The sequence below is a fragment of the Candidatus Aegiribacteria sp. genome (genome assembly GCA_021108435.1).
Classification (GTDB): domain Bacteria; phylum Fermentibacterota; class Fermentibacteria; order Fermentibacterales; family JCC-6; genus Aegiribacteria.
On record JAIOQY010000006.1, the window covers coordinates 1 to 18,344 of the forward strand.

Here is an 18,344-nt window from a genome sequence, read left to right on the forward strand (position 1 = left end):
CCATGATGCGGTACTTCCAGTGAAAATCTGCGTGAAAACATGTTTGACTGCGGTTGTTTCAGGTCGTATGGTTAATTTCAGGAAGGAATCAATATTCTGAATCATAGCCTGGAGGGACATTTAAAGTGAAATTCATGCCGTTATTCATGTTACTGTCCATAGTATCCGCTTCTACTGCACTGCCTGCCCTGGGAGTATATCATGACGAATTTGGTGAACTGATCATGGCCATCGATGATAGCGGGAATTTGTACGAACTCACTCAACAGGGCTGGATGCTCACTGGAGATCCCTGTCCGGGTGAGGAGCCTTACAGTATTGAGCTGGTTAAGCTGGATGGTCTTGATGACACAGTCTTCATATTAGTTTTCGCTAGAGACGGGAAGCTGTTCCAGACAGATGGTTCCGGATGGACGACACTTCTCGATTCACAGGAGGAAGCTGTTTCTCCCTCTCTGAGCCTACTTCTCAACCTGACGGAAGTGAATCTATCGGTTATGGCAATCGACGCTAATGGAGTTCTGTCATTCGGGACGACAGGCGGGAACTGGCAGATTCTTCCCGACAGAGTATCATCCTTCCCTGCCCGGGATATTGATTTCTTCATCGATGACGAAACTCAATCGCTTTTCCCATTCCTACTCGGTTCTGACGGCCGGGTTTACGGCTACTCCGAAGAGGGTTGGGCATCATCGGAGTTCATAGGGCTCACCGTGGAACTGGAAAGATTTGAAATCGAGAAGAATCAGGACACAGGGTTTATTCTGATGCTGGCGATCGATGAATCCGGCAACATCTACGACAACATCGCCTCAGATGAGCTTGCTCTGACCGAGCACGATCCCTGTCCAGGCGCAGGTCCATGGGAACTGGAAGTGAACTACGTGGATGGAAGCGGATTCGATCTTCTCTGCATAGACTCTTCGGGTTGTCTTCACCTGGCAAACGGAGGAAGCTGGGATCGGATAACCGATTCATTTCCAGTAGATTAATAAATCAGTACTCTGGACTTAATGAGATTGCGACGGTAGAAGATGGTTGTTCATCTTACTATGACGGTCCTGCTCCCTGCCATGCTGCCTTCTGAGAAGAGCATTACGAAATACGTTCGAGAGGAGAGTGCATATCTCCAGATCCATGGACAAATAGAACCAGGTCTTCATAATGAGGAATAATCTCAGGGCTCAATTCAATCTGAAGAGAGTCTTCCGCTTGAGGTTGATACAATGGCCAGCTGTACTCTATTTGATCGTATGAATAGTAAGTCAATGTGAAATCCAGCTCAGTCTCCGATCCGGCATCAAGAGAAAAATCTGATACTGTACTGGACTGCAATAAAGAAAGAACCCGACCCAATGGACCGGGTTCCTTTTGGTAGCGGGGACGGTATATGCACCCGATTCGTACACAATTCCAACAGTATCCGTACACTGGATTTACAAAGGAGTTAAGCATGGAGCAAGGAGAATGAGTAGAGTAGGATTTCCTTACTGATGAGAGGGAATGGACTTATCATTGGTACATTAGTAATTTCATGCGATATTATCCGATGTTGAACAGTTCAACGTAACTCTGATGAATCTATGGAAGCGAGACATAGTACAATATGCTGTTAGATTCATACTGATTGGATTGATACACTCGTGATCTCAACAATCTGTTTACTTTTCTATCTGTTGTACGGTAGTACAGATACACTTCTCACTTCTGATCGTCATAATACTGTGCCTGGCAATATTAATCCCGCATACACCGTGACCCTGGATTCGATAATTGATCCTTTAGAATATGGCGAACCATTTGTTGTTTTATGTGGCACCGCCAGAATAGGAATGAGCGCTTTCTTCATTAACACCGATTCGGAGGACTATTGGAGGTTGGTGATCCTCTTTAAGGACAAGATCGTTGTTCTCCAGGACCATGAACCTAGATTGCGTCAGTACGAACTTGATCAATCTCCAAGGTTCATATACAGTTCGGATAACGGGAGTGTAATAGCATCTGACACTCCATGTTCTCCTCACACCCAGACAAGAATTACTTGCGTCAATCTCGAAAATGCAAATATGAACGAATTCATGTTTCCAGATGACTTGATGACCGAGTTTGCCGATATCATCAATGGTTATCATATCTCGAATAATGATAGCGTATTGAGTTACATCCCTTTAAACAGTGAAATATCCATCTCGCGTCATTCACTTTCACACCTTGGTTCTGTTGATACTCTTAAATACACTAATCTTGAGAACGAATTCAATAGCTATTACAGCTCATCTGATATTATCCAGTTTGATGATAGCCAAGAAATCTCATCCATTGTAATAGATGACCTCAATAGTATTATTGCAGAGATAGACAATCCCTGGTTTCTTACTCATTACATTGGAAGACATGGTTTTGCTATCGGAGAATTAGGAAATTGTGTGTTAATTAGTACCTCTAATGGTATAATCTGCTATGATTGTTCTAATGGACAACCAATATTTACAGGACTTTTTGAACTTGAAACAAAGAATCCCATGATCAGTCCTAATGAGACTATGTGGATAGTTGAAGCCAGACCAATAGTCAGATATCCACAGACATGTCCTTCCTGCTTCATCATTGGGAATTTCATGAAACCACTGGAGAGTTCAGTTGCGTACATCTCATCCGGGGATTATTGGAGTGATTCCAGAGTGCTTGATATATCTGATAAAGGGAGGTTGCTTCTTGTTAAGTCACCAGCCCGTAATTCACGCATATTTACACTACTCGAACCAGATGGTGATATGATCTGGGAGAGTGATACTCTCTTTCTGTCCGATGGAGAACATCAACTGACCCATAACTATAGGACTAGAGCAACTGCAGCATTATCGAGTGATGGTAGCAGAGTCATCTTCTCCGACTTTTCAAGGGTGTATCTTATTGCAATCGAATAACTCAGTCGATAGGTTTCATTTCCAGGCAGAAAACATGGTCTCGGCTAGTTGTATAGATCAAATCACCATGTACTAAAATCTCTCCGTTACTCCATCCTCTATTAAAGTGCCATAACCTGTCACCTGTAACTCCATCAAGAGCAACCAAAATAAGACCATCGAGTATAAAGACAATATCTTTCCACACGCCTGCCGAGCCATCACAGCTGACTAAATCAGAACTCCATATTTCCCTGCCATCGGTTGGATCGAGACATCGAGTGCCTTTGTCACTAGAACAAAGCAAGTAATCCTCGCTGATCCCAAATCGACCGAATTCACCCACACAATCATGTTCCTGCCAGCGTAAATCACCACTTTCGATATCTAGAGCTATGATCGATCCATCATCTAAAGAAGCATATATAGTTCCATCTACTATGCTTGTAGGTCCAGCAACATGATCTGTAAGATGAGTTCTCCAAAGAAGTTCGCCATTTTCAGGATCCAGAGCAAAAAACGAAGGCTCATTTATACGCAAGTCCCTTTCTGAAACAAGATATTTACTATAACACTCAAGATGATGGCCCGGCTCAGTATAACTGCTGTTTGTGCCAAATAGCAGCATGGAGTCATGCAGAAGCATTGGCCCCGTTGAAAGTGAATTCAGAGTGTATCCCCATACTACAGTATCCTGCTTAAGGGCAATGAGATTACCATCAAGAAGAGAAACGATAACCATATCATCAATGAGGATAGGCGATGAAGTTGCTGGCGCGTGCATGTATAGAGTCCTTAGAATATCACCTGTGGAGATAGAAACAGTATACAGATCCATCGCCAGATCATCGTCTCCGGTTGATATAGCGTATAGAGTATCATCCTGCATAGCTACGTAGTAGTCGTGTTGCCATCCTGGCACGATGTGCAATACTTCTTTTGAACCGTCAGCAAAGAAAATTGATATTTCGCTTGAATGCCATCTGTTAATTCCTGAACAGAATACACAATCCTCGGAGTAACCAATTATCCCCGGCCAGAAAGCGGATTTAACCCAGAGTAGTTCAGGATAGTATTCTTCGAATGGAATCAGATCATAGCTAATATTCACGTAGATGGATTCCTGATCAGCGGGTAGATCCACAAGGAGATCTGAATTTACCGATGCCATCAATCCTATAATGCAGATGGTAATGGTATTCATAAGGCTGCTCCCGTTAAACTAGTCCAAAATAGATCCATATCAGAACTTACTCATGCGTCTCATTAATACTTGTGATGTAAATCCTTCTGCCATCGTCCCAGATGATTCTATTTCCCGAAAAGACATCATTCTCAATATTCTGCAGTCCCAGGTAGAAATAATTTGAATACTGGAAAACCCTAATTGACAGATCTCTTATTGGGGTAGCCCAGATCGACTCACCGGATTCGCTAATTAAAGCGAATCGACCCAGAGACTCGGAAGGAAGTTCCAATCCGATGTTATCATGTCTGTTCCTTACCCTCCAGAAGGACGATCCTGTTGAACTGAGAGAAATTGGTATCATTATGATCCATTTATCGGTGAATCCCCTGAATTGGACAAAAGGATGTTCTGGATCATCAAGCTGCGCAACAATGCAATGATTCATTTGATAGGAAACTGGCAGAGACGCCAGATAGAATTCAGCATTCCTTGAAAGAACGCATACATTTATAGGTTCCGATGCCCAGGCATGCCAGATATTCTGACCGGTACGCATGTCATTCAGGCAGATGCCTGTGCTTGACCAGGCAGATGTTCCATAAGCCAGTAGAAGACTTGAGGAAGGAGAGAATTCCTTTCTTCCATGCCAGTAATCTGAGTCCAACAGAACCTGATGATATTCACCATTGGGATTTCTGATGAGAATCTGATCTGGATGCAGGAAATCATCGAAGAAGTAAAGGTAGCCGTCTGAATCCTCAAGAACATGATCGACATGAAATTTCAGTGAATCGCAGAGCATTGAGCTAGCGAGATAATCACTAGAATATCGGACAGTAATCGAATCGGAATAGGCAAAGACATCGCCCAGATCAGAGACGAAATAATCACACTCCGGGCCAGTTACGGTTATTGTGCAGCTAGATCCAGTCCTGCTTTGTTCTTCTAACTCCTGAATTGGTAGCGGATCAAATCTGTAACTACTCATGTCCTCGACATCGATAAGTAAAGCCTCACCAGCCATCAGAGAAACATCAGCCTGAAATCCAAGGATGTACTTCCCTGTTAAGGAGACGATTGGATTAAGAATTTCCATTTCAAATGACAGGTGTTTAGGCTCTTCGCCTTCCTCAAGCACGGTAAGATGATCAGTGTATATGAGCAGTATCTGCCATTCAGGATCGGTTTCCGTATTTTCGAAGAAAGCAGCATATGATATGAAACCAGCCCAGGCTAATCTATGATCTCCGTAGTCCCATGGATTGAATGAAATGCTACTGATACTATATCCGTCAGCGGTCCATTCATCAGGGAATTCATCGAGAACCTGAAGGCAGTCCCATCCAGAAGCACTTGGATCATGTTCTTGTTGTGGTGAATCATTCCTGCGATCCCCAAGTTCCAGGATAATCCGATTACCGTTGATTTCCTGAGAAGCAACGGTCTCATAGTGGTCCATTGTGAATGGAAGACTCCAAACAATGTTGAATGTGTCAGAGGGAACTCCTATAGTGAAGGTGTTGCCTTCCAATTCTGGCAAGATTCTTACTGCGTCCTGATTATCTCCAGATCCGTGGACAAATAGAGCCAGATCTTCATAGTAAGGGATTATATCGGGGCTTAGCTCAATTTGGAGGGAGTTTTCCTCTGGAGGTTCATACAGTGGCCAACTGTATTCTATGGGTTCATATGAATAGTAAGTCAATGTGAAATCCAGCTCAGTCTCCGATCCGGCATCGAGAGATACTTCTGATATCGTACTGGCTTGCATACCGACCATGCAAGCCTGAACGCTGTAAACCCCTGGTTCAAGGTTGATGATGGAATAACCGCCGTTAGCATACGTCATCGCACCATATGGGGTACCTACGACCATTACGGTAGCACCGATAAGTGGATTACCAGCGGAGTCAGATACGGTTCCCTCGATTGAGCAGGATTCTTCGCTGGAAAATGCAATACTTGCGATGGCGAATACCATCAATAAATGAACTGAAGTCGGCAACTTAGTATTCATTCAGTAACTATGTAGCGAAAATCGCTGGACTGCAATAAAGAAAGAACCCGACCCAATGGACCGGGTTCCTTTTGGTAGCCCGGACCAGGCTTCGTTTGAACCGGATATTATCGTGGATCATAGGATTCAAGAGATCTGAACGAGGATAAGAAAGAATGCCTTGAGTGATTTTCGAAATCACAGAAAACACAGGGCTTGATCTCCCTGTAAGTATCTCAAGTGAAAACGAGAGTTGATCATTTCTACTCTGCGAGAACCAGTTCCAGTATGTATACCCTCTGACAGTACTCCATGGATGTATTAACTGCAAGAATACCATTCTCATCTCCGTTGATGGCCCAGCTATTCAGATCCAGTTGATTACCGGCGTAATCCACTTCTGCATGGAACAGAACATTACCGTCGAAATCATAGACACGGTAGACAGTTCCAGGATAGATTCCCATTCTCACCCATAGTCTATCCTGGTTATCTGTGAACATTTCCTCGATGATTTTCCTGTAGGGATCCAGGATTAGCTCTATGTCGTCGACCGACCTTCCTGATCTTGCCCCCATTGCGTTGAAAAAACTCATATAGCTCTGCATTTCAGCATCCAGCTCATTCTGAGTTTTCCTTACTCGATGAATATTCGCATCCTCTATAAGCAGATATTCTGATCCATCGGGACTGCAGCAGTGTATGGAGAGTTCATCTATTGACGATCGAGCGTAAAAAACATGTCCATCCATTGAAGCGCAATATGAGAGACCATCCTCCCTGCTATCTGTATAATCTATGGTTCCAGGACTGCTAAGATCCCAGGTATTCTCGTAGGAATAGAAAGTGATAATCGGTTCATCCTCGAATAACTCCCATTTTCCGAGGGTTATAGAGAATACCGGACCAGTTTCCACGCTTTCAAGACTCATCTCAGTACCGATGAAGCTTCCATCGTCCAGGACTTTCTTGATAGACATCATACGGTATCCATCTGCTACATCCTGATCAACAAATGCAAAGGAGCTGTCGAACACTGCATACCTGTCCGTGGATGCTATCAGAACACCGCCATCAGGGATCATTTCTACAGTGCTAGGCATCATATTGAACTCACCTGGGCCTTCACCCTCCCTGCCTATGCTCTCCAGATATTCACCCCGCTTTGAGAAGACCGATACTTCGTGCTTCAGTCTGTCGACTATAAAGATCCTGCCGTCTGGTGAATAGGTTGGATCGGTTGGCCAGGCCAACATGTATTCTTCCTCTCCGAACTCCACTCCGATTGAATCAACCACTTCGAGTTTGTATTCGATATCAGGTAGAGGGAAGTATTCCTCCGTTTGTCCGCAGTTCATAAGTAGGATGGAGAATATGCAAGGAAGTGAAAACTTCACTGCAGATAATAGCCTTCTTTTGTCGGTTTTACTGATTCTTAGCTCCTCCGTAGGCTTGTGATTGTCACAAGTAAGATGCGTTGGTCTTTACTTAAACACAACCCTTCGTGCATCACTCAGGCGGACTACACTGTTAGACTGTATTGAATGAACCTGGGGGCCTAAATTAATCTAAGTGAAGAATGAATCAATAAGAACGAAAAGGGTCGCTAGTTAATTTTCTAGCGACCCTCATTTTTGGTAGCGGAAACCGAGCTTCGTTTGAACCACATATTAATGTGGATCAGGGGATTCGCAGATGTCGAGAAGGGCTGTAACTGAGGAATACTGACCATATTACCTCGGATTCGATTTCCGTTTCGTACACCGCCCCAATGACATTAAGGCAATTCGATTTCAGATATCAGGGAATTCGAACTGTCGCTTGCAGGCAGTATGGTTAGATGCTGATCACCTCCTCTATTCAACTGTCATTTTATCAGAGGGGCTTACGCAATTACTGCTGAATTGTCTTTATCTGCGTTCTTATTCGACCACTCCAGGTTTGGTGATTCTCAAGTTTTTCTCCCCAGGAGGTAAGTCAGAATTTATTTCTCGAATAATCCTCTTCACCCCTTTGTATGTATCTTTCAATCTCTTGTTTTCTTTATGACCTTTTATTTTGTCAGAATACTCTGTGAGTTTTTTATCTATTGAATCATAGAGTTTCACATAAAGCTTTGCATAGTCCAAGATCACACTCTCAACAGCTTTGATTGCCTGCAGTTTTGTGCCCTCAATGAAATTCCCTAGTACACCGTTTAGTAATGCTCGCCTATAAACGTCCAGATAGTTAATGTGAGAATGGATTAACTTTCTAAAATAGAAATCTCCGATTCTAAGAGGTACTTTATCATCGCTTTCTACATCTTCAAGTATTGAGAATAGTGGTGATTGAACAAAAAGATGTGGTGGAAATCCTTCAATCATGTTTCTGATGTAGTATTCAAGTGTTTGTTTCAATCTTGTTTCAGTTTTGCTATATATATTCCTCATATGTTTGTAGAATCCAAAATGTTCGTATGAGTCCCCTAGTTCAGATGTTCGCATAGCATAGCAAATCATTGGTTTCTGCACGTTACACATTACAGCATTTACTTCATAATGTGTTAGTAAACTATCCGCTAGGTAATACGCATTATCATTCGCATATATCCGTACTTCATTTGGAATACATAAACCACTAGTCTCGTATTGATTCAATATCTTACTGATATCATATCTATGACTGTATTCTTTTGTACCTCTATCGTATACATTCTGATACATTGTCACTATTTGTCCTGGATTATCAATATTCAACTCACTGATTACTCTGAATATCTCCTTCACTTCTGATCTTTCATATGGGAGTTCATTCCCTTTGTTTACTTTGTTCATGAGATCATTCAGTTCGTCCAGTAGAGTATCTAGAGTAGTGCCATGAGATTTTATATTTCCTATTCTATCTAAGTATTTCTTCTCTTTGTAAGACTCATTGACAATATAGTTTATGATATAACGTGTCATATTCTTATGTCCACGTTTATTATGATTACTGTATAATGCTATAATTACCTTCAATTTACTATGTTCCTTATCAGATATATCGATAAGTGTCATGAATAGATGTAAATAATACCCTCTAATAAGAATAAACCTTCTATTAAAATCACTTTCCACTAACCCTTCGAGTTGATCTTCGCCACTCATATATTTGTCCTTTATACCAGTCCAATTGTCACCGATTGCTTTAGTAATCTGCCTTTTGCTCCCGTTCCAGAGTCTAAATATTTCGTGAACTGGAGTGAGGTCATCCGAATACTTCAACTCTAGGGCTAAGTATTTAATCATTCTGAATCCGGCTGGACGCTCCACTTTTATAAATTTGATGTCTCTATGACCCAGAAGTGCATTATAGAATTCTAATTTTGATTCCAGAATCCCTCTGGTTTGATCCATGACTGTGTATCTTAGTAATCTTTCTCCCATGGCGTTGTATATATTGCTGCTTGTAGAATCCGATGCCTTCTTGTGATCAATATACCATGCGTACACGAACATATTTGCTGTACGTAGCACATATACTATCTTGATTCTATTTTGAAGAGAGTAGTATTTCTGGTCTAGAGAGCTTGGTAAAAATGATTTCAATAACAATCTTGATATTTCCGAATGATTTAGTAGTTCCTTAATAAATCTAGTAATAGCAAATTGTGGCTTATCAAGGAAGTTCATATCATCTTTATGCATACAATCATCAATATTATCGAGTACTAGTAATATAGTATTATTGTAATCCTGCAGATAGACTCGATTCTTATAGAAAAGATAAAATACATAGAATCCGAATGTATGGGCAGATTCTATTGCGTCAATAGCATTAATCCTTTCCTTCAGTTCAGCATAGTACTCATCGTATGATCCCATGAATTTCCCACTCGTTGCAATAAAGTTTCTAAGCATTGATCTGATTTCTTTACAGAAATCCTGAAAATAGTACATACGCGGGTTTATATCACTGGAAATCTTACTGAGTGATGTTAAAAATGAATCATACCTGTCTAAGAAATCAGTGAGGATTCTATTGGTATTCTTGATGCTCTCCTTGTTAGTACAAGGAAACTCACTTAGCAGTAAATATTTCACACGCTGAGAGTAAGTATCTTCGCTGTATTTCTCAAAATCAATAATAAGTGGAATGAGTGTCTTCTGACTACCTGGTTTGCCAGATTTATTGCACACATAATTAATAAAAGTTGACTTACCGTTCTTTGAGTATCCATGGACAACATAAATTAGTTTGTTGTTCTGTACTATTTCTCTTATAAGTGTATTAGCTTTATTCTCTATATATGGGTCTTTATAGAATACATACTCAAAGAATAGATGATTTCCGAAATGCCTGCGTTCTGAACTAATTATATTTTTTAGTAGATCTTCGCTATGCAATGATGGATTAATATCAAAAGTATTAACTATTTTCTTTACATCAAGAGCAGTAATAGGTTTCAATTGTTCCCTCCAATACAATATTGACGAAATAATAGGTAGGTTATGTGAATTTTCTGAGGTGTTTTATTCTTCTATCTATATCACTTAAGGCATCATCGAGATCACCTGGATTAAAGTAGGATTTTTGTAATATCAATGATAGATCACATGACAGCGTACGCAGAATGCGACTTTTGTAGCATCCAGCAAAACTTGGAGATCCCTCTAAGCTTACATTCCTCCGAGTATCGATCTTTTTCTCTCTAATCTTGTCTTCCATATAATCCAAGGCATCGTTAAGATTCTTCTTCCGCTTCTGTATGATTCCATATAGAGTGAATGCTATTGGTGGGAATAATGCAACTGGAATAACTACTCGAATAGAAATATCGAACATCTGATAACCTACCTAAATCATCTTCTATAGAGGGAATACACACAATGTATAAATATATTTAATCCGATTCGGTATAGGAAGTCTGATTATCGCCCGTAAGCCCCCCTGTTAAGAGGACAGTTCATAAGAGGAGACATCTGCAGTTAACATTTCTCTGTAAACGGTTGGCGGCAAGCCCCCAAGAGAGCTATGCGGCCGCCACTCATTATAACTTCTCATCCAATTCTCGGTAATCTCTCGAACACGATCCAGACTATCGAACAAATAAGCGTTCAAAACCTCCTCACGATAAGTGCGATTGAATCTTTCTATGTAAGCGTTCTGGTTGGGTTTTCCGGGTTCGATGTGTCGCAGCTCAACTCCATTCTCTTCGCACCAATCAGCAAGTACCTGGCTGATGAATTCAGGGCCATTATCGCTCCTGATGGCATCCGGTAAACCTCTCCATGTCTTCAGTCTTTCCAGGGCTTCCACCACTCTTGCTCCGGGAAGAGAGGTGTCTATTTCGATGTGAAGGATCTCTCTGACCCCCTCATCCATGATGTTCAGTGTTCTGAATCGCTTTCCGAAGTAAAGAGAATCGCTCATGAAGTCCAGTGACCAGATAGCATTAGGACGGTCTGGCACCTCCATAGGCAGCGGATCTCTGATGGGCAACCTCTTCTTTGTCTTTCTGCGAATGTTCAAGCCTAGCTCCCTGTAAATCCTGTAAACTCGTTTGTGATTCCACTTGTGCCCATCCAGCCTCAGTCTGTTGTAGCATAAATAGAATCCCCATCTGGGTTTCTTCTCTACAAGCTCCTGAAGGGCATCTATTACCTCTCGATCCCTCTCAAGCCTGTCTACTGGTGCACGGTACCAGGCTGATCTGGATAGACCAACTGCAGCACAGGCCTTCACTACACTCAATCCCTGCTCCGCCACCAGAAAAGATGCTGATTCCCGGCGTTCCGGTGGCGTCAGAGCTTTTTTGAGATTAATTCCTTCAAAGCATCATTCTCAAGGCTGAGATCGGAATACATGCGTTTCAGGCGACTGTTCTCGACCTCAAGCTCTTTCAATCGTATGACCTCCGGAACGCCCATTCCGCCATACTTCTTTTTCCAGTTGTAGAAAATATTCCCGCAGATACCATGCCTGCGACACACCTCTGTCACAGCCATTCCTGCATCTGCTTCCGTAAGAATTGCTACTATCTGTGTTTCTGTGAATCTTGACCTTTTCAACTCGACCTCCTGGATTGGTTTTCGCAGAAAGTCTCATTCTAATAACTGTCGCTCAAATGGGGGAGGCTACGGAAGTATTTAACATTTCGGGTATAAATACCACTCTTGAGAGAAGCATATTACCAGTACTTACTTCACCAGATATGGTATGCTTCATCAGGATAGAGGATATTCCGGTACAGGGCTGGTACCTGGATGTCCGTATCAGCCCCTGGGGAATCGCGGCGTTTCCTTTTGATCCAGCGGTGGAGCATATACAGGTCTTTTTATTGAAGTCGCCTGACTGGGAGTCTCTCTAGAGAGGTTAGTATCCTCCACGATGGGTGCTCTTGTTTCAGAGAGGTGGAATAAGGATAGGAATCCAGGACAATTAAAGCTAGTAACAATCTATTGGGAATGATTGTATAAATATAAAAAGGTCGCTTGAATTACTCCAAGCGACCTTATTCTGATGGTAGCGGGGACAGGATTTGAACCTGCGACCTTTGGGTTATGAGCCCAACGAGCTACCAGACTGCTCCACCCCGCGTCTGCAGGGCGCATTATAGGAAAGATGCTGATGCTGTCAAGGGCAAGGACACGGGGACACGTGCCAGAGGCATGTTTTTGGGGGACACGCAGCAGAGCGTCATGTTCTTTGGGGACACGCACCGGAGAGTGCATGTCCCCTGGATCTTTTTAGCGTTATGAAAGGGTTCCGAAGTAGTCTTTCGTCAGCTGTTTCTCGCGGACCTCGGGGTTGCTGTAATCCGGCAGAAGCATTGGAGCTATCCTGTCCTGTTCTATATCCGCGGCCTCAACTTCCTCGTTGTAGCGTTTTACATGTTCAAGTCCCGGTTTTCCCAGCTCTCCCGCTTTATTGATGTACTCAGTTGCGCATTCACCGGCAATTCGACCGAAGACGATAACATCAAGCAGAGAGTTGCCCATAAGTCTGTTCTCCCCGTGGATACCACCTGCGACTTCGCCGGCTGCGTAGAGTCCGGGAATGTTCGTCTCGCATTTGTTGTTGATATCCAGGCCGCCGTTCTGGTAGTGAAGAGTCGGGTGGATGAGCATAGGTTCTTTCGAGATGTTTATCCCGAATCGCTTGAACAGAATGCTCTTGCCGGGGAATTCCTTCTTCACGGTACCTTCGCCCTTCAGCAGGTCTATCATAGGGGAGTCCAGCCACACACCGAACTTGCCTGTCGGAGTTGGAACGCCGTTTCCTCTGCCTTTGGGGCTGCATTCACGGATGATGCAGGCAGCTTCCACATCTCTCGGTTCGCGCTCGTACACGAACTGTTCCCCAAGAACGTTAAGAACATTCGCTCCCGCTCCGCGGAATTTTTCAGTGATCAGAATTCCCTCCGCCTGCTCTGGGAATACCACTCCGGTGGGGTGATACTGAACGGTATGGAGAAATGATATTGGTACTCCGGCTCTGTAGGCCATGACTAAACCGTCCGCTGTAGCGCCGTAATGGTTGGTTGTCATGAATCCCTGGATATGAAGTCTTCCGCTTCCGCCAGTAGCAATTATTACTGCCTTTGCTTTGACGTAATGGTATTCTGATGTCTCAAGGTTGTAGAGAATGGCTCCGGCACAGCGGCCCGATTCATCCAGCACGATTTCCACCGCAGGGCAGAACTCGATTACATCAATCATATCTGTATGATTTCTTGCTTCATCGCGGATGGTTTTCATTATTTCAGCGCCGGTGATATCAGCGGCGTAGTGCATTCTTTTTCTGCATGTTCCACCGCCATGCATTGTTTTCATCCTGCCGTCTTCGAATTTTGAGAAGTTTGTGCCAAGTCCTTCAAGCCACCTCAGGGCATCCGGAGCATTACTGACCATTGTATAGACCAGCTCTGGATCGTTGACGAAGTGACCCCCGCCAAGAATGTCCAGATAATGGTAATAAGGAGAATCCTTGCCGACCTTGTCAGCTGCCTGGATGCCTCCTTCAGCCATCATGGTGTTCGCGTCACCGTGACGGAGCTTCGTTGCGATGAGTACTTTTGCTCCGTTTTCAGCAGCAAGAATAGCTGCGGCAGTTCCCGCTCCTCCCGCGCCGATTACCAGGACATCTGTCTCGTAATCCGGTTTTGTGAGATCAACCAGTTCCGGATTTACGCGGCTTTTCGCTTCAAGGATGTCAACCATCTCATTACTAATGGCATAGCCCTTGCTCGGACCGACTTTTATCGCACGCCTGGTATCCTCTATGAAATCAGGGTGGAAATTCTTCAGTACCGGATCACGTTCCTCCAGTTTAAGCGCAGGAAATTCCTCATTCTTCTTCTTCCGCTCCACTCTTGCTGAGCGGGTGCTTACCACTTTTTCAATCAACTTTTTAAGTTGTTCAGGATACGGCATCACTGACCTCCGGTTTCCTTGAAGCGTACATCAGACGTACCTCGTATCCTGAGGAGTCCAGTCATCTTCAGCCATTTGCGGCTCAGCTTCCCTGTCACGGTAAAGCTGCTTGAGTTCTTCAGTTGAAAGTTTCATCAGATCATGGAGCGGTTCTTCGAATACTCCGTCTTTCACCTGTTTGACTCTCACAGCGAGGTGCTTTGCGCGGGGGTTACCGTATCTGGCATTGAGCCTTCTTGCCAGAATAGCCACGTTGAACTGTACTTCTTCCGCCGGGCACCTGGAAGCGCAAAGACCGCACATGATACAGTCGAAGGAGGTTTCAGCCGCACCGGCGACGTCACCCCTGATAGCCTGAGCCATATAGTGCATGACATCAATATCCATAGGGCATCCCTGACTGCATGCGTTGCACCCGATGCATTTGAATATTTCAGGATAGAGAGCAGCGATTTCGCTGCCGGTTCCTTTCATCTTTTCAATATTGAATGTTGATCTGTTACCGGGATAGTAGGGCAGAATCATCAGGTGCATGCCTGGTTCCACAACTGTCTGACATGCCAGACCCACCTGGAGTTTGTAACTGCTCGGTTCTCTGTAGACCGTTCCACAGGCTCCACAGACACCTCCTCTGCAGCCGCAGCCTCTTATGTGCTGGTAGCCTGCGTATTCAAGCGCTTTCTGAATCGTGAGACTTGCTGGTACATCGTACCTTTTTCCCATGAAGAAGATGGGAACCAGCTCGTCCACGGGCTTTTTGGACGGTTCTGTCATTTTACCATCTCCCTTTCCGTGAGCTTAAGCGGTTCTATGGAACGTAGTTCCTTTGTGAATTCAAAATTAATACTGGCTGATTTCATTTCATCTGGTGTGTTAATCTTCATATCACTCACCTCCCAGGCTGGCTGTGATCATGGATTTTATCTGAGAATCGGAAAGGTTTCTCTGTTGTGTCGCTCCGCAGGAGCAGGCAGCCACACAGGAACCACAGCCCTCGCAAAGAGCTTCATTAACAATTACAATTTCTTTTTCCTCGTCATATTCTCTAGCATCATAAGGACAAACAGAAATGCATGTCCTGCATCCGCTGCAGAGATCTTCATCAACCCAGGCTATTGCCGGATCCTGCTCCAGATGATCTCTGGAAAACAGGGAGATCACTTTACATGCCGCGCCGCTGGCCTGAGCAACTGTTTCAGGAATATCCTTTGGACCCTGTCCTACTCCGGCGATGAAGAATCCGGCGTTGATACATTCTACCGGTCTGAGCTTTGGATGTGCTTCGGAAAGAAAACCGTTGGGACCTGTCTGAATTCTGAGTTTATTCGCCAGATCAGCGGTAGATTCCGTCGGGACTATGGCAGTTGCAAGGACTACCAGATCGGCGGCGATCTCGATATTTCTGCCTGTAAGAGTATCAGTTCCCCATACAACGGTCTTGTCTCCATCGCGGAAGATCTTCGCGACCTTACCCCTCAGGTAGACGATTCCCTCCTCCTCCTCGGCGTTGTTATAGAATTCCTCGTATCCTTTTCCACCTGTTCTGATGTCGATGTAGAAAACGTAAGGTTGACCGTCATGCACCCTGTGTTTGTACAGAAGAGCATGCTTGGTCGTGTACATGCAGCATATCTTTGAGCAGTAGGGTTTGTATCTTTCCGGATCTCGTGAGCCGGCACACTGCACGAAAACCACCTCTTTTGGAATCATGCCGTCGGATGGTCTTCTGACTTCTCCGGTAGTCGGACCGGAAGCGGAGAGAATCCTCTCAAAGGCGAGACCGTCTATTACATCAGGAATCTCTCCCGCGCCGTAACTGGGCAGATCGGTAATTGGCAGAGTCTCAAATCCCGTTGCGGTGATGATGGCCCCGATTTCTTCTTCGATAATCAGATCTTCCTGATCGAAATCTATGGCTCCGATTTCGCATACTTTTTCGCACAGCCTGCATTTCCCTGTTTTGTAATAGATGCAGTTATCCCTGTCTATAACCGGCTTGTTGGGAACGGCTTGAGGGAAGGGAACGTAAATGGCGCCGCGAGTTGTAAGACCCCTGTCAAATTCCGATGGGACTTTCGCGGGGCATTTTTCGGTGCAGAGCCCACACCCGGTACAGGTTGACCAGTCCACAGAAGTTGCTTTTCTTCTGATCTTGACTTTGAAATTTCCTACATACCCGGAAACCTCATCGATCTCGGAATAAGTCATAAGAGTGATATTGGGATGCTTCCCGGCTGCGACCATTTTGGGAGTTAGAATGCACTGAGAACAGTCCAGAGTGGGAAATGTTTCCGAGAGCTGAGCCATGTGCCCTCCTATGGAAGATTCCTTCTCGACAAGAATTACGGGGTAACCGGAGTCAGCGATATCAAGAGCAGCCTGAATACCCGCGATACCGCCTCCGATAACAAGAGCTTTTTTGTTAATTGAAACCGAAATTGGTTCCAGCGACTCGTTCAGCCTTGTTTTTCCAACAATAGTTCCAACGATTTTGATAGCCTTTTCCGTAGCTTTTATTCTGTCGGAGTGAATCCAGCTGCATTGCTCACGGATATTCGCGATTTCGCACTGCCATGGGTTGAGTCCCGCTTCCTCCGCCGCGGCTCTGAAAGTTGATTCGTGCAGATTGGGGGAGCATGCCGCGATAATAACAGCATCGAGTTTTTCCTCTTTGATCTTTTCACGGACTAGAGACTGTCCCGGTTCTGAACACATGTAAATGTAATCCATTGCGAAAGCCACACCGGGCATCTTCTCCGCTTCCCGAGCTACACGCTCAACATCAACCGTTCCGGCAATATTGATGCCGCAGTGACAGACAAAGACTCCTATTCGTTTCATTCTTTGTCCCCCTTGCCGGAGCCGATTTTCTCGAGAGCCGGGGAGACATCAACGTAGTGCCTTTCAAAACCCTGTCTGTCCAATTCAACACCGAGAGCGAGTGAAAGGAGCTGCGTGAAATAGAATACCGGAATCGTTTTAAAATCAGGGTAGGCATCCAGTACGACCTTCTGTCTTGAATCAAGATTGTAGAAACAGAGAGGACAGCTGACTACGATTGCGTCAGCTCCGTTTTTCATAGCGGAGCTGAGTATCCTGTAACAGAGTCTTGTTGAAGCATCGGGGCTGGAAACAGAAAGGTATGACCCGCAGCATTCAGTGCGATAGGGGTAGTTCACAGGTTCTGCTTCCAGCGAACGGATGAAATCTTCCATGATGGTCGGGTTTTCAGGGCTATCCAGTTGTATTTCATTGAAAGGTCTGAGCATGACGCACCCGTAGTATGGAGCGATTTTCAGTCCTTTCAGGGAGCGTTTTAGCTTCTCTGTTATTCCAGAGTATCCGAGTTCATCGCGAAGGTACTCCATCAGGTGAACAACTTTGACTTCACCTTCGTAATCCCGCCAGGGAGTTGTATCATCTTCCAGATACGATCTTGTCGGGGTATCGTCAGCAAGAAAAGCGTTTACTCTTTTTCGGATAATATCATCAGTTCTGATACTGAAATTTGTTCTTTTCAGAGTGTTATAGCAGAAATCACAAATCGTTATGAGCATATCTCTGCCTGAATCTCTGACATTCTTGAGTATTCTTGATGGGGCTATCAGGTTCATTATCCGTTCTTTTGAGACCGGGGGAACGGCTCCGCAGCAGGTCCAGGACTCAAGTTCATCAAGCTCGAATCCAAGTTTTTCTGTTGCGTCTCTGGCAGAACGGTCAAGATGGGAAGATCGTTCATTCAGAGCACAGCCCGGATAGTAAGCAACCTTGGCCATGTTTCCTCCAGTTCTAGGAGCTTGTCTGATAATGTGCATTTAGCAGAATATACTCACGGCTGAGATAGAATGCTCGGAGAT

At 44.3% G+C, this 18,344-nt stretch carries 12 protein-coding genes and 1 tRNA gene; 2 read left to right on the forward strand and 11 right to left on the reverse strand.

The annotated features are described in order from the left end of the window. Window positions 1-125: 125 nt before the first annotated feature. Window positions 126-992, forward strand: coding sequence for a hypothetical protein (locus tag K8R76_00320; GenBank protein MCD4846616.1), 867 nt, complete (start codon window positions 126-128; stop codon window positions 990-992). Window positions 993-1,095: 103 nt separating this feature from the next. Here the strand turns inward: K8R76_00320 and K8R76_00325 are convergent, their stop codons facing one another. Beyond that, window positions 1,096-1,356: a hypothetical protein gene (locus tag K8R76_00325; GenBank protein MCD4846617.1), complete on the reverse strand. Its 261-nt coding sequence runs from the start codon at window positions 1,354-1,356 to the stop codon at window positions 1,096-1,098. Window positions 1,357-1,643: 287 nt separating this feature from the next. On the opposite strand from K8R76_00325, the gene K8R76_00330 reads away from it, so the two are divergent. Beyond that, window positions 1,644-2,927 carry a hypothetical protein gene (locus K8R76_00330; protein ID MCD4846618.1) on the forward strand — a complete coding sequence of 428 codons (1,284 nt, stop codon included), beginning with the start codon at window positions 1,644-1,646 and terminating at the stop codon, window positions 2,925-2,927. Window position 2,928: 1 nt separating this feature from the next. Here the strand turns inward: K8R76_00330 and K8R76_00335 are convergent, their stop codons facing one another. The 10 genes from K8R76_00335 to K8R76_00380 all read right to left on the reverse strand — a co-directional run bounded on the left by K8R76_00335 (window position 2,929) and on the right by K8R76_00380 (window position 18,263). Next, window positions 2,929-4,110 (reverse strand): PQQ-binding-like beta-propeller repeat protein, encoded by a 1,182-nt coding sequence (locus K8R76_00335; protein ID MCD4846619.1) that lies wholly within the window; start codon window positions 4,108-4,110, stop codon window positions 2,929-2,931. A 46-nt stretch (window positions 4,111-4,156) separates the two neighbouring features. Continuing rightward, the gene (locus K8R76_00340; GenBank protein MCD4846620.1) at window positions 4,157-6,079 is read right to left on the reverse strand and encodes a carboxypeptidase-like regulatory domain-containing protein; all 1,923 of its coding nucleotides are present in this window, start codon (window positions 6,077-6,079) and stop codon (window positions 4,157-4,159) included. Window positions 6,080-6,354: 275 nt separating this feature from the next. Beyond that, complete coding sequence (locus tag K8R76_00345; protein ID MCD4846621.1) at window positions 6,355-7,488, reverse strand: 6-bladed beta-propeller; 1,134 nt, start codon at window positions 7,486-7,488, stop codon at window positions 6,355-6,357. A 525-nt stretch (window positions 7,489-8,013) separates the two neighbouring features. Then, window positions 8,014-10,521, reverse strand: coding sequence for a hypothetical protein (locus K8R76_00350; GenBank protein MCD4846622.1), 2,508 nt, complete (start codon window positions 10,519-10,521; stop codon window positions 8,014-8,016). Window positions 10,522-11,005: 484 nt separating this feature from the next. Further along, window positions 11,006-12,123, reverse strand: a protein-coding gene (locus K8R76_00355; GenBank protein ID MCD4846623.1) for an IS3 family transposase whose coding sequence is annotated in 2 segments (ribosomal slippage) — window positions 11,006-11,862 and window positions 11,862-12,123 — 1,119 coding nt in all. Because the reading frame shifts where the segments join, the coding sequence is not laid out codon by codon here. Between the two features lie 452 nt (window positions 12,124-12,575). After that, window positions 12,576-12,652: transfer RNA gene (locus K8R76_00360), tRNA-Met, on the reverse strand. Between the two features lie 155 nt (window positions 12,653-12,807). Beyond that, window positions 12,808-14,487, reverse strand: coding sequence for an FAD-binding protein (locus tag K8R76_00365; GenBank protein ID MCD4846624.1), 1,680 nt, complete (start codon window positions 14,485-14,487; stop codon window positions 12,808-12,810). Window positions 14,488-14,517: 30 nt separating this feature from the next. Then, window positions 14,518-15,261 carry a 4Fe-4S dicluster domain-containing protein gene (locus tag K8R76_00370; GenBank protein MCD4846625.1) on the reverse strand — a complete coding sequence of 248 codons (744 nt, stop codon included), beginning with the start codon at window positions 15,259-15,261 and terminating at the stop codon, window positions 14,518-14,520. 111 nt (window positions 15,262-15,372) lie between these two features. Next, the gene (locus K8R76_00375) at window positions 15,373-17,328 is read right to left on the reverse strand and encodes a CoB--CoM heterodisulfide reductase iron-sulfur subunit A family protein (GenBank protein MCD4846626.1); all 1,956 of its coding nucleotides are present in this window, start codon (window positions 17,326-17,328) and stop codon (window positions 15,373-15,375) included. Next, the gene (locus K8R76_00380; protein ID MCD4846627.1) at window positions 17,325-18,263 is read right to left on the reverse strand and encodes a CoB--CoM heterodisulfide reductase iron-sulfur subunit B family protein; all 939 of its coding nucleotides are present in this window, start codon (window positions 18,261-18,263) and stop codon (window positions 17,325-17,327) included. Before K8R76_00380 ends, K8R76_00375 begins: the two co-directional genes overlap by 4 nt. Between the last annotated feature and the right edge of the window lie 81 nt (window positions 18,264-18,344).

Excerpts from the sequence above, each read along its gene's own strand:
- K8R76_00335 (MCD4846619.1), bottom strand. The coding sequence starts at position 4,110 with ATGAATACCATTACCATCTGCATTATAGGATTGATGGCATCGGTAAAT.
- K8R76_00365 (MCD4846624.1), bottom strand. The coding sequence starts at position 14,487 with ATGCCGTATCCTGAACAACTTAAAAAGTTGATTGAAAAAGTGGTAAGC.
- K8R76_00370 (MCD4846625.1), bottom strand. The coding sequence starts at position 15,261 with ATGACAGAACCGTCCAAAAAGCCCGTGGACGAGCTGGTTCCCATCTTC.
- K8R76_00375 (MCD4846626.1), bottom strand. The coding sequence starts at position 17,328 with ATGAAACGAATAGGAGTCTTTGTCTGTCACTGCGGCATCAATATTGCC.
- K8R76_00380 (MCD4846627.1), bottom strand. The coding sequence starts at position 18,263 with ATGGCCAAGGTTGCTTACTATCCGGGCTGTGCTCTGAATGAACGATCT.